Below are 18,338 nucleotides of genomic sequence, written 5' to 3'. Positions count from 1 at the left end.
AGAACCTCTTAAAAGAAAACATCAATACATTCACACTCTCCGTTTCGGATGCGTTCAGCATAAGGAGATGGAATAATCTGACTTTCAAGCTCAATATTCTTTTTATCATTAGCAAAGCTCAAAACAATTTTCTTGATTTTGAATTTTGATTGATCAAATGTATCTATGCGCTCTGAATTATGATAAACAACAAGTGTTCGCGCAATAAAATTAAAAGCATATGTATTTTCCGGTAAAGAAATAGTGCACCACTTCTTCGATAGATCACGAAAACATGCGGTTGTTGGCTTTGTCGTAAACATAGACTTATCCAAAATCGGTTTAAACTCAAGCTGTAACTTCCCATTTTTGTCTAATGAAAAAGGTTTTATGCCAACATTCATAAAAAGCCACATGTGCACGAACTCAGCCGTTGAGCCACTTAATCGAGCGACATATCCTCGACCATGACTCTTAGGGTCTTCATGAGCGCTGCTAACAATAAACGATGAATTTTCTAAAATACTACGACTATATTTCTTTGGATCCAAAAAAGGAACCACTGTATTTCTTAAATTAGAATAAAATTCTTCATAAAGCCCACACCGTAAAAGCTCAAGCAAGAATTTATATTCCATGTGTAACCAAATCGATTCGTTTTCAAGCCAACCAGCAGGAAATATTCGGGTCCGTCCGATTTCAGATGATTCGCCAGATAAATCAGCATTGACCTTATACATCTTTAATTTTTGGTCAAACAGCTTGCTCGCTCGAACTTTTTTGTAATATTCTCTTGCTCCTTGAATGCTCGTTTCAGATCGAAGCGCATGAACAAAACCCTCAAGAAATGGCGGCAAAGCATGTCTCTTGAATTTTAATGGAGCAACAAATGGCAAATTTTGATCGTTTACTTGTTTAAGCTTCTTATAGTCAACAAGCTCATGACTAAAATAAGTCGCCAGCACTCCTTTTTCATCCTTCGCAAGAACAATTGCTTTATCTATTTTCTTAAGAACAAGATTTAAAAACTTTTTTATTTTTAAAATAGAAACAGCTCTTTCCTTTCCGGTAATTCCCATTAAAACAGAATGACGATACGCTTCTTTGATATCATTTGATTTCTTCCAGTAGGATAAAGAACCAGTCTGTTTCAAAAGAGCATCGCTTAACTTTGACAAGAAGCTCGCTAATTCCTCAAAAATATCAACAGAATCCTGATCATTTGCTTTTATCTCTTCTAATGAATTTAACAAAAACAGACACGCCCTCTTAACTTCTAATGTTTCAGAAATTGACGAACCAAAAAGCCCTGGCAATCCATTGAGAGCATCATACCAATTTGGTTTATCAGCCTCCATCTCAACACCAATACCAGAGGGATCCAAAGAAGCTGCTTTATTAACAATGAGACATAAAAGCTTGACGATAAGATTGGTATGATAAACACGTCCTGTTCCATTATGAACTCGTAGTTTATTATCTTTCTTGGAGACAAGATCTTTTGATAACTTTGCCACAGATTGATATTGACGAGGCCCACGCTCTGTCAAAACATATTTTCGACATCGAGGCAAAACATAATGATCATTATGATAAAAAGTAAATGCCTTTTTGTCTGCAAGCAAATCTTTGAGGTTTTCAGGATAAACATTCAAATAGCTTTCAATCAAATCGAGATTATACGTCCAATGATCTGTCCAAAACCCTTCCCCGTGATCTGCTAACTCGCGAATATGACAAGAAGAAAGAATCGTTGTTAAAAATTCTCTTGGCCTTACAGTCAGCTTAATGTCGTTTTCAAAAATAACTTTTAGAACTTCGCCTGGAAAGAAATCCTTTTCAAGAAGATCGCTAACCATTTTTCGATTACCACTGCTTACGTATTTCTTAACCAAACTCGTTGCTAATTTAGAATTAGATAAAGCAAAAGCTGTCCCTCTGACAACAAGAGGATTGTATCCATCAGCTTGACTCAAATTTAAGAAATTAATAATACCAGTGTCTTTAACATCTTGATTAAACCAAATATCGTTACGCCTATTTTGATTAACATCCCGATAGTTACCGTTTCCTTGAGATAAAAATGTTGGGTTTAAAACAAAATAATTATAATCTCTTTCTGGATCTCCATGCTTTCGACTAAACACATTAAAAGACACGCGACCTTGCTCTGTTTTAAACGAAACGGGAAGACCTCCACGCAAAACATTATCAACAAATGTTTGCATCGAATACAAATTAAATTCTCGAGAACCACTATTCGTAAAAACTAAATTTCGAATCTCATCAATAACGGCACGGCTTCGATCTGCTTTGACATCTAAATAATCGCCATAAATACTTTTTTTAACAATGCGGTTCAGCTCAGGTTTACTGTGAATGTGTCCAATCAAAGATGTGATCACGGTTTTTTGTCCTGCTTTAAGCGAACTTTTAGCAAAGCTCATGGCAGACGGTGTCTTGTTTCTCGTCTTCTGATCCTTGGGAACCTGAAAGTTCTTTTCGTCAACAAATGCCTTTGGATAAATAAAATCTTTAGCCTTTCCAAAAATACATGCTGACTGAACAATCGGATCTAAAAGTTTTGGTGTCTTGCCATTTTCTTGAAAACTAAAATAAAAATTTCCTTCCGTAATATTCTCAACACACGATTTATCAGAAACAACAACCTTCAAATTATAGTAGGCAGCTTTTTTCTTTAAATTACTAACCTGAATCCAAGCTTCAACCGTTCGAGAAATATCTTTTAAAAGTCGATCATTTAAACCATAAGGAACAATCGCAGGCATGCCGTCAATAATTTCAATATCGTATTTTTTCTTAGATAAGTTTTTAACAGAGACTTTTCGAATTAGCGCTGCATATTGCTCTTCAGGCAATGTCGCATAATTAACTTCAACGGAAATACCTAATGTCTGGTTAACCTCTTCAATGGTCAAATCGTGCGCTGAAATTGCCATCTTTTGAGTACGCTTAAATTGACAATTGGATAAATTTTCCTGAAATGGTTCATAAAAAATAGTCTTGTTGCCACTTTTGATTTTAAGAAACGTACGAAACCCTTGAGTAGAAACGTGTCGATACGCCTTATTAGCAGGCTGAAACTCCATAATAGATTTGTCTTTGCTCTCAATTCCAAAACTCGAAACACATTGACCACGATTCACATAAAAAACCCACATCGGGATTCCCCACGCCCCAGCGATTCCAGGAAAGAAATTAGTAAACGTCTTTGTATTATTATAATTCTCAATTACAAATCGATCTTGATTATCTAAATAATACGGATTGAGTTCTACTCCTTTTGCATTCATCAAGTTCCTTTTGTTTTATCGTTTAACTTAGTACGGATCGACTGAACTTCTAAAAAAATTATAAAATCCAGATAACTTAGCTCTCAATATAGGCCAAGAGATATCTCTATCTCCGAAACGAATACGATTTAACTCGTAAACATCTTTATTCAACTGATCGTATCCACGATTAGTTGTGCATGCGGATTTATATCCAAAATCTTTCGCTATCTTTTTTATAAAATCATTGAATCCCCCGGTTGGATAACAAAGATTATAAATTGGATGGCCCACCTTTCGCTCAATAGCTCTTTTACTATCTCTGATCTCTTTGATCTGCTCTTCTTCTGAAACCCCTGGCAAATAAACATGCGACAACGTATGGCTTCCAGCCATAATCCCAAATTGTTCCATTTCTCTTATTTGATCCCAAGTCAAATACCCTTCTGTCCCAATTTTCGCAGAGCTGATAAAAATGGTTGCTGGAAATCCATATTTCTTTAAAATTGGAAACCCTAATAAATAATTATCCTCATATCCGTCATCAAAAGTAAGAACAACAGTGTTGTGCGGAATCTTTTCGTTATTAACGATTGCCTCAACGAGAGCATCTAAACTAATTACATTATAATGATTTCGCTTCAAAAAAGACATTTGGTATTCAAAATTGCTCGTTCCAACTCCGTTAAGACGATGAACATCTGTTTTTTCTTCAACATTATGATACATAATAATCGGAGTGGTGTATTTCCCATAAAGCTCCGTACCATAAGTACCAATAATGACTAAAAAAAGAATAGTAACAATAATAATTTGTTCAAATTTTTTCATAAAGTTTTTTATTCTTAAAATTACGAGAGTGATTCTCGAACTAAATTGCTAACCAGCTTATTATCCGCTCGTCCCTGAATTTTTAACCCAACAGCCTTCATAACTGCGCCCATATCTTTCATGCTAGCGGCACCTGTTTCCTGAATGACTTCCGCAATAATTTTCTTAACCTCTTGATCGGACATCTCTTCCGGCAAATAACTTCTTAAAATCTCTAGCTCTTTTTTTTCTTTCTCTGCTAAATCCTGACGATTCCCCTGCTCAAATTGAGCAATAGAATCTTGTCTCTGCTTAATTTGTTTTTTAATAATAGCAATCACTTCTTGATCTTCAAGCTGATCAATCTTTTTATCAATCAAAACATTTTTTAACTGAGCTCTCAAAAAACTTAAAACAGAGCTTTTAAAACTATCTCTAGCCTTCATCGCCTGGATATAATCTTTAGAAATTTGCTGCTCTAACATATTGCATTCCTTAAATGAGTGCCTGACTTGCGAAAGCCGGTAGACAACGTTAAGTCAGACTGCGCGAATTTATCCTGTAAGTTCCGCGACCTAGCGGGACGAATTAGGATTTTCTTATTATTAAATTCCTTCTATCATAATTGTTTTGTTTCTAGATTTCAATCCTTTTATGATTTCTATCTTTCCTTTTGAAATTTTGAAATGTTTGGCCAAAAATGCAACCAAGGCTTTATTAGCCTTTCCGTCAACCGCAGGAGCACTCAAATAAACCTTAAAAATATCATCCTCCTGCTTTATAAAATTTTTTTTGGCTCCCGCAATAACTTTGATATCAATTCGCATTATATTTTTAAGATAAAACCATTAACCCAGAATGACCGTAGAGCCATTTCTCACACTCTTTATACTTCGGCAAAACCTTTTGAACGCGATCCCAAAACTTACTAGAATGATTCGGCGTTTTTAAATGACACAACTCATGAACAATAATATAATCCATCACCCGAAGAGGGGCCATTACAATCTTCCAATTTAAATTAATACGCTTCGTCGAATGATGACAACTACCCCAAATCTTTTTTTGCGTACGGATGCTGACCTTGCTTGGATCAACCTTTAAAATTCGTGCAAAATAAAAAATCCGACTTGCCAAAATCTCTCTAGCTTCACGCTGATACCACTGAACAAACGCTTTTCTAACCAAAGGCTCGATATCTTCTTGTGCTAGTACTTTTGGAACATAGACATCCCAATGATCAGACGAAAACTGAATAGACACTTTCTTATTTAAAGTCTCTTGATAACAAAGCTTGTGTTTTTCTCCTAAAAACAAAAACTCCTCTCCATCGGAAAATAATCGCTTTGTTGAGCAAAAATGCCGCTTCTTAAATGCATTAATCTTTTGCTTAATCCAAAAAGCCTTATCTTCAATGAAATCAATAACTTCTTGTTCATTTAAGAAAGATGGCGCAAAAACCCGCACTTCTAAATCTTGATCAATTTGGATAGCAACGGTCTTTCGTCGAGGTGAACGAACATAAACGTAGGAAAGCGTTCCAGCTGCGGTTACAATTTGGCAATTCTTTATCTTCACGTGGCCTAATTATTCAAAAAGTGAAACATTGATATTAACTTTTTTTACTGGTTCACCTGATTCTTTAAGGCCAGCAGAGGTCTGCGCTGTTTTTTGTGCAGAAAAAATCTCCCCATCTTTGATCAGATAACCCTGATTTCCTTGAGCTAAGCCAATCGCATCTCTTTGATGCAAAATTTCCTTTTTAACCTTTCGCGCTTGACGTTTTAATGATGCAATTTTATAGCGAGATTCTCCAATGGCTTTCTTATGCTCTTTGATATTAGCCATTAATGTCGAATATTTCAAATCTTGCATCTGAATATTAATATTATCAACACGACTCTGAAAAGGTGCTGTCTGCGAAGACAACAAATCAGGATTTTCCTGAAGCAACAAATTAATCTCTGTTCTTAAGCTTGCCAGCTGTCCTTTTAAATCATCTCGTTCAGAAATTAATACTTTTGTCGAGGTATCCAAACCTGCAATACGCGCTTGCTCTAATGAAGACTTCAAGGCGCTAACTTCTTGTTTGGCTAATCCATAATCTTCCTGCGTTTGCGCAAGCAAGCTTTCTGTCTGAGAAAGTAACGCCTGAGTTGTATTGTAATTTTTTGTAAGTTCCGCAAGCACAAGAGACTGCATTTGATATGCACTCATCGACATTCGATAAAGATCCGCTTGTTTTTTGGAAGATCCCAGCATGAGATGATTTGACTTCTCAATTGTTTTTTGAATAGAAGACTGCTGACGCACCACCAGAATGCCTAAACCAACCGCCAAAATAAAAAGAACCAAATTTAAAATATCACCAAATCGATCAAAGCGCTCTATTTTTGCGATACGAGCCGATACCCGCTCTTTTAATCTTTCCATAATCTCAGAAGCAGGATTAATAAATTCAACTCCACAGAGCAAGCTTTGATTGAAGAAACTTTTACGCCTTGACCACACAATACGTCCCTGCGCTGGAACAAATTCGCCTTGTGCAGGAGAGTCAACCTGCATCTGAAGCACAGTGCCGTCTCCAAACGGCTTCATTGCTTTAGCTTCAATCAGCGCCCCTGAAGCGCTAATATCCCTAATTTTGCCAATACCAGAAACATCTGAACCTGACATCCACTTAATTGGAAGATGTTCCTTAACGCGAAATTGACTGCGAGCCTCTTTATAAAGTTTTTTTGGAAATCCGAATAAATTACGTACCATAATCCCCTCCTCGGAATTTGCGCATTATTTACGCTTAAAATAGAAAAAGCAACCCCTTGTTTTTAAGGCTGCTTTCTTAGATCTTTTTGATTATTTTTCATATCTATATATGCTTATATTATTATTAATATTTTAGCATAAAACAAATTTCTTGCAATAAAGGTTTTAATTACCAGCGAACCGTTAAAGAATCTTTTTTTTCGGCCTCCCGAACCTCCTGGCGCTTCTTGTTATACTTTTCCTGAAGATCATACTCTTCTTGCGTAAAAGCGCACCCTGAAACTACAAATAAAACAAAAATAATCAAGAATTTCTTTATGCTCATGGTCAAATCTCCTAAAACAAAAATTGCTGCTCTTCTTTTCTATAGACTTTTTGATTCTTAAAATCATCAATCGACTTATAATATTGACAAAATTCGCACGTTTCTGAAAATTCTGGCAGATGATCGTTGCATAAACAATCATAAGCACTTTGAATAACACCATCAACCCACGCATCATCACCAATATACCCTAAAACTTCAACATCAAAATCCAAATGACCATCAAAAGACTTTCTATTCTTATTCGCGTTACAATAAACAAAATAACCCGTATTAGAAACATCCAGGTTTTGTTTTCGCAGCAACCATTGATAAATTTCCATTTGGCGCTTATACGCTTGACGATATTCACTATTCAAAGAAATCGTGCCCGTGGCGCTTGTTGCTTTATAATCTACCACAAATAGCTCTCCTTTTGGATTAACCCAAAGATCATCGATCGCCCCGAATATAATTAAATTTCTTTTTGTATCCTCATATCGAATTCCCTTAAAATTCTCACGCCACTGATCCATATTTCGATGCAAAAAAGGAACGGCATCAATACGATATTTTTGCATCAATGGATGAGGCGTTTGCTCGCGCCGATAAAAATCAAATTCTTTTTTTAAAAGTTCATCCACAGTGCTATTAAGCGTAAACGCTGGCATGCTTGGATGATCGATTCCTAAGCGACGATCTAGATAAAAACACCGAGGACATTTTATAAAATTCTCTAATCGTGATCGACTCAAGCGAAAAGGAGACTTTGACTGCGGATTAAATAAATTTCGAGATCTTTTGTATGGTTTTTTTTCTAACATATACAGATAAAATAAGTTATGCTCTCAATGTCCCGACACCCTTCGGGTGCGGGACAAATTCGCACTTCTAAGTTATGTCGCCTTCGGCTCCATAACTTAAGTGCTTATTTGAAAATCATATCCAAAACATTTCCAATAATCTGCTCTTCGGGAGATGGATTCTGATTTGATTCGCCCTCACCCTCGCCGGATCCAGACGATTCATCAGAGCCTCCGCCTGTTTTCAAAACTTTACCTAAGACTTTTTGAAGCTCCTGACGCCCTTTATTTTTTAAAAGTCTTTTTCCGATATATTCTAAATCAGGAAAATAAGAAAGCTTATCCGGGGCCTTGCCCTTAATCATAACAGGAATCACAATTTCTTTGTTTTCATCAATCAAATAACTAAATTCCTCAATTGAATCAACCATGCTTTGCGATAAATCCTGAGGAATTATAATGCGCGCCTGAATGTCAGCGTTCAAATCAAAATCCAGTGTCCCTTTGCCCTCAAGACTAAAAATATCTGTCGCAACGCTTACAGAATCAAGATAAATTTTATTATCCTCGATATAAGACGCAAATATAACATTTGTTAAAGGGGTGTCTTTTTGTTTTAATTTTTCTTTATATTTCTCAGGAAGGTTTTGCTCTAATTTCTGAACTAAATCAGGAGCAAAATTAAGCTGGCTTAAAACAACTTTTAAAACATTAATATTTTCAAGCTTTCCTTCTTTAAGTGTTAAATTTTGTCGCCCCATCTTCGGCTGAAACGCCAATAAAGACGAAAATCCTGTGCCTTTAATTTCAGCGGAAGTTGACAAAAGTCCTAACAACTTAATATCTTGATCACCCTGATAAACTGTCTTGCCTAAATCAACATTTGAAGCATCTAAAGAAATATCATACTGTTGATCTTTCTGATAACCCAACACAGAGCCTTTAGCTAAAATATTCCCATCTCCCAGCTTAGCGGAAATTTGATCAATCGAAACATTATCTTCCTTGATTTCAACATTGGCGACAATCGAATGCAATGGCTCTTTCAAGCGACCACTTTCAATCTTACCGTTTTCAATCCCGCCCTTTAAATAAACAATCGTCATCTTTTCCGGGCTTATTTCCATTAAATCAATCGAACAAAATACTTCTCCTGCCAAATTCTTTTTAAGCTCTATTTGCTTTATTGCAGGAAGCATTGCAGCAATCTTTTCTAAGCTTAATGATTCTAAGTTTAATTTGAACTTTGTATCTCGAAGATACGCAACTGGTTTTCCAAGATCAATCTTTACCCTTCCATCAACTTTTATATTCTTTTCATCAGAAAACACTGCTGCTTCCAAAACAAAATCAAAAACATTGTTCAAAGAAAAATTATTTATTCCAAAAAATATCTTCGAAACTTCAATCGCCATCGGTTCATCACCGGTATTATCAACAAAATTTAATGTGCCATTTTTAATCGCTACATTCTTTATAAAAACCAAGGGAATCGCTGCTGCAGAAGAAAGATCGCCAGTAGATAGCACGCCCGGCGAAACAGCTGCTGGTTGAGCCGCGCCAGATGATGAATCCAAAAACTTAAATGTCTGAAAATTAAAAACACCTTGGTCGTTTCGAACAATCAAAATAGACGGATCAATAAATTCAATGCTAGATACAAAAACTTCACGCTTGGTTATTGTTGGAATCAAATCTAACTTAAGACGAGCTTGCGAAACTGAAAAGAAATTCTTTTTTGAAAAAGCCGGGTCATCCAAAACTTGAAGACCTTCTATTGAGGCAACAAGCCCATTAGCAAAGGAAAACGAAAGTGACAAATCTTTTAAAGAAACCTCTCTGCCTAGCACATTCTCAACCTGCGAAATAATCTGAGGTTGAAATTTTTTAATGTCAAACATCTTAATCAGAATAAAAATTCCGAGCGAAATAACAACAAGAAAAATACAAACAACAGAGATAATAATAACTAAAATTTTTGGTAGCTTCATTTTCTTTATAATCCTTTTTAAAATTTAAAAATCTTTTTCTGAAAAAACTTGGGCAGTAAAAACCTCTAAAACAACGGAAGGATCTTTCCATGCATCCGCAGGCAATCCAGCCTTATGCGCGCACAGGTAAGATAAAAATTGTTCACGATCCCAACCTTGATCGGTTGCAACTTGCGGCAAAAATAAACCCTTATGAGATGAGCCTTTGCTAACAATCACGCCATGAATGCCAAGCTCAATTTCGTCTAGATTGCTAATCCGCCACGGCTTTGATAAAACAGAAATCTCGATTTCTAAATCTTTAAGCTCTTTTTTGCTTACAGGAGGAAAACGGGGATCTTGCGAACATGCTGCAATCGCCATATTTCGAACAGTTTTATAAAGCGGTCCCTGGCCAAAAATATTACCAATGCAACCCCGCAAATTCCCATCTTTATGAATCGTCACAAAAGCGCCCTCTTCCTTCAAAAGCCGTTGATCAGTCTCGCTAACATCCAAAACTTTTCCTGTTTCAACATATTGATTTATAGTTTTTTTTGCAATTTCGATTAAACGTTTTTTTTGTGCATCACTCAACGGAATTGTTTTATCATCCTTTGCTTTCATTTTATTTTGCTTATAAAATACAGCCGAGAAATACCCAACAACAGAATTCTTGTCTCCTGTAATATCCGCCGAATCAGCATATTTTAAAACAGAGACATCAAGATCTCTTTTATCAGCATACAACATTGCAACGGTAGCAGGAAAAATACCACACAACTCAGAAAGGCCCTGCGAGCATCGTTCAAACAATTCTTCCGCATCTAACTCTTTAACAATGGCAATCGTCTTGTCATCCATGGCTTTCGCTGTTTTCCTGTCATGAAAATGAGACATATCACTGCTGACAACAATCAAAACATCTTCCCGAGCGCCGATGATCTTATCCAAAGATAATGCGAGATCTTGACATTGAGCAAGATTGAGTTGTCCGATAATCACGGGAACAATTTTAAAATCTTTAAATGTTCTCTGCAAAAATGGGATCTGAACCTCCAGCGAATGCTCTTGCGCAAACACCTCTGAAGTAAATTGAACATTAGTATTTCCTGAAATAAGCTGGCTGGCAAAATCTTCATCAACCTCAACTGATCCCAGCGGTGTTTGAAATGCCCCCTTGGCCCAAATAGATGATCCTGAAAGTTCAAAGCGATGTGTTGGAGCTAAAACAACAATCGTAGAATATTGCTGCTCTTTCGCTGCCTTGTATCCGTAAGCAGCCACCTCTCCAGAATAAAGGTACCCCGCATGCGGAGAAATAATAACTTGTATTTTTCCATCGACAGGGCTAGGCTTTGCCTTTGAAAGGAACTGATCAACTTCAGAAACAAGTTGATCTTTATCGGAAGGATAAAATTGCCCGCTCACATTAGGAGTCTTAACAAAATCCTGACTATTGGCGTTGACACACATAAGAATAATAATTGCAATCAAGCAATAACGAAACCATAAAACCTTCACAGAAATCCTTTAGGTGTTAAACAACTCACAAATTACTCTATTTTATTTTGATCTTTATTTTCTTCTAGAAAAATAAGCATCTGTTGCGAATAAAAATCCATAAACTTTTTTCCGTCTTCTGATTTTGTATCCGCAAGCTTAACGCCTATTTCATACTCTTGATCATCTTCAAGAAATTTAACCCAAACAACTTTTGCCGCCAAAAGTACTTTTTCTGAATCAGGAATCTGAACATAAAGATGAACCTCTTCTCCAATGCTTGCTTTATCCTTGATACAAAAACGCATTCCGTTGCCACTAATATCCAAACTTGACGTCATTGTAGGCTGATCTTGAAAAGCCGCAAGCTTATATTCTACAGGTAAAATCATTGAAAAACGTTGATACGATCTTCTTTCGTCCATATGCCTCCTTAAATGAGCGCATGATTTATTGAGCGTAAGCGACATAAATCATAGGCGCGAATTTATCCCGCACCCGAAGGGTGTCGGGATATTAAACATTTAGGTTTTCGAACGTTATCCCACGCGCGTGACGCGTTAGGATATTAAACATTTAAGTTTTCGAACGTGATCCCTCACCCGAAGGGTGTCGGGACTTCATCTCTACTCTTTTATCAATACCACTAAAAAGCCCCTGTGTCAATTGACAAAGGGGCTTTTTATAATATATATAATGTTATTATATTATTGTTTTAAAGCATAATCGAAAGGCCGGCTGCGATCCATAGGTTCAAAATCTGCATGTGCCAAACTTTTGGTTGGTTTTTCTAAATTACGATCAAAACCCAAAAGCACTGGAAGATTTAATATAGGCACAATATTAATAATGACCGGCATCAATCCTTCAATATGAATCTGATTAAGATTCTGAAATTCAATAGCAAGAGGTGACCCGCTTTGATCAATCTTAATGTTTAAATCCTCATAAATCTCGGTCAGATCAATACCGCCTGTGGGAGTAGCGGAAGACGCCTTGATATCGTCATTGCGGATAAACTTAAAGTCGTTATTATCGACTTTTTTCAAAGCTTCTGTTAAAAAACGATTAACCCATTTTAATCCTTGAGGATCATCAGAAATCTCCGCGATCATAATCAGAAAAGCCGTAAAAGGAAGATCAAAATGTGGACCGACGTCTCCAATTTTTATATTTACAATATCTTCAGAATCTTCTCCCTCAATATTCGAAACCCATCCATTTAATCTAGTAATCATATACAAAAAACTTGATCTGTCTGTAAAAATATCGAAAAAACTTTTTTTAAGAAAAAATGGGACCTCAACAAGTTTACCTTTTAAATTAAGCAACTGACCATATTTAAACTGTAATCCTTCACCTTCTAATTCTAAAAGCTTTTTTCTTGCAATAGACTCAAGTTCTTGATCCGAAATGCCAGAATGCGCCTGATGAGCCATGGACCAAAACAATTCTCTTGCTACATGACGATTTTCTTTATTTTCAAGAAGTTCAACAAATAAAAGATAAAAACCTTTTTCGCTTAAACGATAAACCACATGTTCAGTTTCTTGTTTTCTTCCCGAAATTTCGAATTCAACTATTTTTTCTTTTGGATCTAATTCTAGAGATAAAGATTCTGAAGAATCTACCTTAACAGCATATTGTTGCCAAATATCGCCAGCAAGTCTCTGAAGACTACTAAGCATATCTTCCGCAAGAAAAAATCTCTTACCCAACAGCTGAGAAAGATAAAATTGTCCTCTTGGAACATAAAAATAAGGATCGTTTAACTCCATAATAAATTTCTTTGCCTCAAAAGCAGGAACCTCTGGACTTAAAACTTTAATATTCCAGCCATTGTTATCGTCTCTGCTAAACAAAATTTCATAATCACCTGAAATCGTATCTAGAGATCGATTCCTTGGTTTAAGTAAAATACGAAAATCGTTATTTCCCTTTTTGTTTATCTGAACAATAAATTTGCCATCAGATGTTTCCATACCTAAACTCTGTCCATCAAGATAAACTTTTTTAAGAATTTCTAGAAAATCATCAGCACTGTTAATATCGACAAGCAAAATATCAGATAACCAAAACGGAAACTTTTCTAACAAACGCATATCTTTTTCATCAACATTAAAGCTTTCGAACTCCCATTTACTACCATCCCCATCTGGTTGCTTAAAAATAATCTCGCTTCCATTCTCGGTTGTTAAATCAACTAACGAATCCACAGATCTGTAACTTGCTGAATCAATCCAATGAAAACCTCGAGCGTTGCTTTGTCTTTTAAAATAATCTATAAAATCGTACTTATCGCCTTTGAGGCCGATTAAACTTTTCGCCTTTTCTAAAGCCTCTTGATATCCGCCTTTAAATTCATCTTGTGCAAATAAATAAACCTCACGAAGAAATAATTCGCTTTGCAAATTTTTTCTAATAATTTCTTCTGCCTTTTGCTCTATCCCTAGCTCTAAAGTGGCTCTTTTTTTTAATTGACGTTTGCGCATCGGTTGCTCTGGATTATATCGTTCTAGGATCTCAGTATCGATTTCATCTGATTCAATAAGCTCAGCAAGAATTTCGATAACTTTTTGCCTGTTTATTGTCAAGGTGCTTGAAGATAATTCTTTTGCTGCATAGAAAGCCAAACTATACCCTAACCCTGAGCCTTCTTCTGTAGCACCATACCCAAATTTTTCTTCTATAAATTTATAAAATTCCGCTAAAGTTTTTATGTTTGGGAAGGAATCTTGCACAACTTTTAGGGCCGTAAAAACTGTAGTTTCTTTTCCATCTGAACCCTTAATTTTCCTTGTAATTTCTGTATCTGTATTGCTCATCATAAAAAAAGGTTCTCTTTTTACTGTCGCATAACCATCGCTCATTACAACTTCTGTTGTATAAGGTTCAAGGGTCGCATTCGAAACAAAATTAGTCTCCCCGCTCATCAAGGCCACAAGAGTCTTAATAATTCTTTCTCTTTCTTCACCAAACCTTTTCTCAATCGTGATATCCCATCCATCTTCACCTTTTTGGGCGCTAATAAGGTACGGATGCTCGATTGCATATGGATTCTTTTTGATTCTCCTGTCAAAAACTAAAATTCTAAAAGAATCTAAATCTTTAAGTGGCTTGTTCTGAAGCGAGCCTTCAAACTCTATCTCTTCAATAAAATCTCCAATAACATTTGTGTTAATTTTTACTTTCTTAATCAACTCTAAAAGATCTTCGGCAGTATCGATATCCGGGAACAACAACGGAACATTTTTAAGCTCCCCAATATCTTGTTCTTTTAAATCAAGATAGGTCACTTTCCAGGGGACTCTTTTATGGAGCTCTCTTGCAAACATGATTCGGCTTCCAGCAGGCGTCTCCATCTCAGAATAATACTCACCTGAATCCTCAGTTTCTCTCCAATTACTTTCTGTGAGAATATTTTCGTTAACATAGCTTAAGAACTCCCCTGTTAATCCTTGCTCGTATGGCTTAAACTTTGTAAGTGTCGAACTCGCCGTTTCTTTTTCATACACCCAATTCTTTGATAAGGAGGGTGGTCGCCGAAAGCTAAACGCGGCACCACACTTGTATCGAAATACAATTTCAAAGGCCTCATCAGAATCATCTTCACTAAAATCTTGATAAGGAATTATATGCCCATATCTATCTTTAATCACAATTTTATCTGCAGGCCCTACGCTTCTAACAACTTGGTCATGCACCCCAACGTATGTAGAATATCCTGAAATCTTAAGCTTGCTGGCGTTTTCTAAAATTTTTTTCGCAGTTAGCCCCGCAATAAAATGTGAGTCTAGATTTTTGCGCGCTTCTCTAGAAAGATCACCGACAATGCTTATGCGATCTTGAAAATATTTTTCATTAATAGTTTTAATAATTTCACTGCGAGCGCCCTCGATTAAGGAATCTAAATCAACCCCAGAATCAACATCAAGAGCTTCAAGGATAAAGATTAAGTCTTCAGCGCAAACGTTTCCTTTTGATGCAGATGCAGTGGGTGATCCGCCCAGATTTAAAAGACCTACATCAATCTCTCTTACACCGGCTTTAATCGCGGCAAAAACATTTAAAATCCCCTGAATAGAATCTGTGTGGCCATGATATGTAAAAACAATCTCTCCTGATTCTATTTCTTTTTTAAAATAATCAAAAAGTTCAGCGAAAGCTTCAAAGGTTTGCTTTGAATTCGCCTCTCCTGTTGTGTCGCTTAAAGCAAAAAACTTAACACCTTTTTTCTCATGGATCTCTTTGATCATGGGAATAATATCATCTTTGATGCTAACCTTTTCAAAACTGCCATCCGTATTTCGATACCCCCATCCATTGCTTACATAGCACAATGCTTGTACAATGGCCCCAGTCTTTTTATTGTAATCATCAATAAGTTTAAACATATCCTGATCCGGATCATAATCCTGACCTATACCCCCCGCCAGCTTATAAAAAAACTTTAAGGGATTATTTGGATCAGTTTCAAAATTCCTGCCTTCAAGATTCGCCTGGGCATACCCTTTAGCTGCCTGGACGTTAATTGCAATACGATTCACTCCAGGATCATCCTCTAAAACGCGCTCGGCTTGATTGTATGAAAAAACAAGATAATCTCGCCCCACAGGTGATTCTTTATGTTCTTTATAAAGCTCTTTCGCGAGAGTTCTTGCATGCCTAGTTATCGGTACTTTATTCTCGTGCACAAACGAAATCGGCTCTACATGATTCAAAACAGGATTACCTTGATTATCAATACGTTTTTTTGATGACATCGCATCAATAATAGAAGTAATGATGTTAAATAAAACTTGTGACGAAAGAATGTCTTGGCCATCCTCAGAAACAATATCTTCTTTTTTAAGCATTTGAAGCCATTCTCTTGGGGCAAATTTTAAAATAATGGGATCATCGCGCAACAGTTTAGCAACCTCAAACAAATCAATTTCTTCTTTTGCTGATAGCTCAATAAGTTGATCAAGATGTTGCTTTGCAGCTGGCAAATCAATAGCCAGCTTCTTTTTCTTAATATCAGAAGAAGCCTGCTCGGGAGCATAAAAGACAATGACTTTTGCCTCACCAGCAGTAACGACATGAGCGTAAACATCGATGATTTCGCTCTTTTCCAATTCACTTTGTAAAATTTTAATAACATTTTCAGGCTTATAGATATCTTCACCATCTTCTCGATCAAAAATCTCTATATATTGACCGCTCACCGGAGTAAACATTTCTTTTAAACCTTTTGCATCCTTTATAACTTTAAATTCGTAGCCAGCATTTTCTATTTTTTCCTCAAGACCTGTTTCTTCAGTATCTTTAAAATCAACATCTCCTTGATCTATCAAGCCAATAATCTGCTTTCTTAATTGCTGTGTCGCTTCAAAAGCTGTTGGTTGCGCAAATTCAACTTGTTCATCAAATCCTTTAACGCCAAGAATTGTACGATTCCAAAATCCATCTTTTTTCAAAAAAATGATCGTTCCTTTTTCCTTAACCACAAAAGAAAACTCACGGACATTATCAGGAAATTTCTCATCGCCTAAACTACTAGGATAACCTTCCAGCGAACCAATTTTAGTCTCTTGAATGATTAATCCTCCTTCTTCGACTACTTTTTTTGCAGCCTCATAAACTGTCTTGGCTGGAACATCATCAGCAAAACTTGGGATTATAATCTTAGCTGGTACAGTGGACTTTTCAGGAAAAGCAAAAGGCTTTGCTCCTTTCTTAACGTACCATGATGAATAAGAAGATTCTGGCTTTATTACCCGAAACGTTCCCCAAGAATACCGAAATTCGATTTCTTCTAATGTTTCCGATGGCTGATAAAAAAACCTTTGCTCTAATCCCTTCTTATCAAGCGAAGTAAAAATTATTTTTCCTAAAGGCTTGCCAAGAATTTCTTCCACCTGACGAATAATCGAATCTTGAATTGCAAATTGATTGTTAAGATTCGTTTTAATTTTAAATCTAATTTTTGCTAAGTTTTGATCAAGCACTGACGATGACCGTCCGGTTCGAACAGAAACAACTTCCCATTCTGTATTATCAAAATTTATTGATTTAATTTTTGCTTGTATTACGCCCTCAAACTGCATTTCAAACAAGGTAATATCTTCTTGGCCCTCAACCAAGTCCAAAGCATCCTCTAATTTAAAAACTTTGTTGCCTAGGTCGAAAGAATAGTCCTCCCCTTCTCCGTAATCTACAATTATTTTTCTAGGCAAACGTCTATCAAAAACATTATAAATTCTTTCAAAAGCCTCTGCAAAATCACCTTTAATCTTATCACCAACTCTAAGCGTTGAAGACGATACAACAAGCGCAATACTTTGATCGCCAACCTTAATAACGTGAAGAGTCTTAGCCTTTTTTGCTTCTGCATAATTTATTGGCTTCAATGTGTCACGGTTGTAAAAAGTAAGCTTTTTATTTGTTCCGCTTTCAATCGCTGAAAGAAAATTGTTCCCAGAAAAATAAGAATACGTTGCCGTAGAGCCAAAAAATTGCTTAACAGCCCCGTCAAGCTCTCTTTTCCCCTGAAAAAATCCTTTATTCTTAGGATCATTTAATCGACCAATTTGGCGAACAATACTTTTGCCACCGTCTTTTTTTTGAGCCAAAGCTGTCGCTTGTCTCCAAGCTTTTGCAGCTGCACTTAAATCATACTCTCCTATCGGAGACCCTGCGCTACCATTAGGCAAAACACGGAATGTTATCTCCATCCATTCCTCTTTACTAAAATTCCTATTTCCTTGCCACGTAGCTCCAGGAGCAATGGCAGCAAAAATTGAATTTTTTTCTTTTAGCGAGACTGCTAGAACTTCTTCACCTACTCCTTTTCTCTTTCTTGCAATTTTAAAATTACTTTCATCTTCAATTTTAAATCTTTCAATCAAATATTTCTTCGCATCTTCAA

At 36.3% G+C, this 18,338-nt stretch carries 12 protein-coding genes; all 12 read right to left on the bottom strand.

Translation table 11 applies throughout. The features are described from left to right. Nucleotides 1–8: 8 nt before the first annotated feature. On the bottom strand, nucleotides 9–3,293 hold the full coding sequence (locus tag PHY73_06645) for a hypothetical protein (protein MDD3375380.1): 3,285 nt from the start codon (nucleotides 3,291–3,293) through the stop codon (nucleotides 9–11). Between the two features lie 27 nt (nucleotides 3,294–3,320). Next, a complete protein-coding gene (locus PHY73_06640) occupies nucleotides 3,321–4,103 on the bottom strand; it encodes a polysaccharide deacetylase family protein (GenBank protein ID MDD3375379.1) in 783 nt (260 codons plus the stop codon). Between the two features lie 20 nt (nucleotides 4,104–4,123). Further along, a complete protein-coding gene (locus PHY73_06635; GenBank protein MDD3375378.1) occupies nucleotides 4,124–4,567 on the bottom strand; it encodes a GatB/YqeY domain-containing protein in 444 nt (147 codons plus the stop codon). Nucleotides 4,568–4,687: 120 nt separating this feature from the next. Beyond that, on the bottom strand, nucleotides 4,688–4,909 hold the full coding sequence (locus PHY73_06630) for a DUF167 domain-containing protein (protein ID MDD3375377.1): 222 nt from the start codon (nucleotides 4,907–4,909) through the stop codon (nucleotides 4,688–4,690). A gap of 7 nt (nucleotides 4,910–4,916) precedes the next feature. Next, complete coding sequence (locus PHY73_06625; protein MDD3375376.1) at nucleotides 4,917–5,660, bottom strand: SprT family zinc-dependent metalloprotease; 744 nt, start codon at nucleotides 5,658–5,660, stop codon at nucleotides 4,917–4,919. Between the two features lie 9 nt (nucleotides 5,661–5,669). Then, nucleotides 5,670–6,848, bottom strand: a complete 1,179-nt coding sequence (locus PHY73_06620) for a PilZ domain-containing protein (protein ID MDD3375375.1) — start codon at nucleotides 6,846–6,848, stop codon at nucleotides 5,670–5,672. Between the two features lie 169 nt (nucleotides 6,849–7,017). Further along, nucleotides 7,018–7,173, bottom strand: coding sequence for a hypothetical protein (locus tag PHY73_06615; GenBank protein MDD3375374.1), 156 nt, complete (start codon nucleotides 7,171–7,173; stop codon nucleotides 7,018–7,020). An 11-nt stretch (nucleotides 7,174–7,184) separates the two neighbouring features. After that, entirely contained in the window at nucleotides 7,185–7,976 is a 792-nt protein-coding gene (locus PHY73_06610) for a PD-(D/E)XK nuclease family protein (protein MDD3375373.1), read from the bottom strand. Between the two features lie 104 nt (nucleotides 7,977–8,080). After that, the gene (locus PHY73_06605) at nucleotides 8,081–9,946 is read right to left on the bottom strand and encodes an AsmA-like C-terminal region-containing protein (protein MDD3375372.1); all 1,866 of its coding nucleotides are present in this window, start codon (nucleotides 9,944–9,946) and stop codon (nucleotides 8,081–8,083) included. A gap of 24 nt (nucleotides 9,947–9,970) precedes the next feature. After that, complete coding sequence (amrB, locus tag PHY73_06600) at nucleotides 9,971–11,449, bottom strand: AmmeMemoRadiSam system protein B (protein ID MDD3375371.1); 1,479 nt, start codon at nucleotides 11,447–11,449, stop codon at nucleotides 9,971–9,973. 32 nt (nucleotides 11,450–11,481) lie between these two features. Next, the gene (locus PHY73_06595; GenBank protein ID MDD3375370.1) at nucleotides 11,482–11,853 is read right to left on the bottom strand and encodes a PilZ domain-containing protein; all 372 of its coding nucleotides are present in this window, start codon (nucleotides 11,851–11,853) and stop codon (nucleotides 11,482–11,484) included. Nucleotides 11,854–12,135: 282 nt separating this feature from the next. Further along, nucleotides 12,136–18,318 carry a hypothetical protein gene (locus tag PHY73_06590; GenBank protein ID MDD3375369.1) on the bottom strand — a complete coding sequence of 2,061 codons (6,183 nt, stop codon included), beginning with the start codon at nucleotides 18,316–18,318 and terminating at the stop codon, nucleotides 12,136–12,138. Between the last annotated feature and the right edge of the window lie 20 nt (nucleotides 18,319–18,338).

The sequence above is a fragment of the Candidatus Omnitrophota bacterium genome, from assembly GCA_028693815.1.
GTDB lineage: Bacteria > Omnitrophota > Gorgyraeia > Zapsychrales > Aceulaceae > Aceula.
This window is presented reverse-complemented; position numbering and strand designations above follow the sequence as displayed.

Excerpts from the sequence above, each read along its gene's own strand:
- PHY73_06645 (MDD3375380.1), bottom strand. The coding sequence starts at position 3,293 with ATGAATGCAAAAGGAGTAGAACTCAATCCGTATTATTTAGATAATCAA.
- PHY73_06640 (MDD3375379.1), bottom strand. The coding sequence starts at position 4,103 with ATGAAAAAATTTGAACAAATTATTATTGTTACTATTCTTTTTTTAGTC.
- PHY73_06635 (MDD3375378.1), bottom strand. The coding sequence starts at position 4,567 with ATGTTAGAGCAGCAAATTTCTAAAGATTATATCCAGGCGATGAAGGCT.
- PHY73_06630 (MDD3375377.1), bottom strand. The coding sequence starts at position 4,909 with ATGCGAATTGATATCAAAGTTATTGCGGGAGCCAAAAAAAATTTTATA.
- PHY73_06620 (MDD3375375.1), bottom strand. The coding sequence starts at position 6,848 with ATGGTACGTAATTTATTCGGATTTCCAAAAAAACTTTATAAAGAGGCT.
- PHY73_06615 (MDD3375374.1), bottom strand. The coding sequence starts at position 7,173 with ATGAGCATAAAGAAATTCTTGATTATTTTTGTTTTATTTGTAGTTTCA.
- PHY73_06610 (MDD3375373.1), bottom strand. The coding sequence starts at position 7,976 with ATGTTAGAAAAAAAACCATACAAAAGATCTCGAAATTTATTTAATCCG.
- PHY73_06605 (MDD3375372.1), bottom strand. The coding sequence starts at position 9,946 with ATGAAGCTACCAAAAATTTTAGTTATTATTATCTCTGTTGTTTGTATT.
- PHY73_06595 (MDD3375370.1), bottom strand. The coding sequence starts at position 11,853 with ATGGACGAAAGAAGATCGTATCAACGTTTTTCAATGATTTTACCTGTA.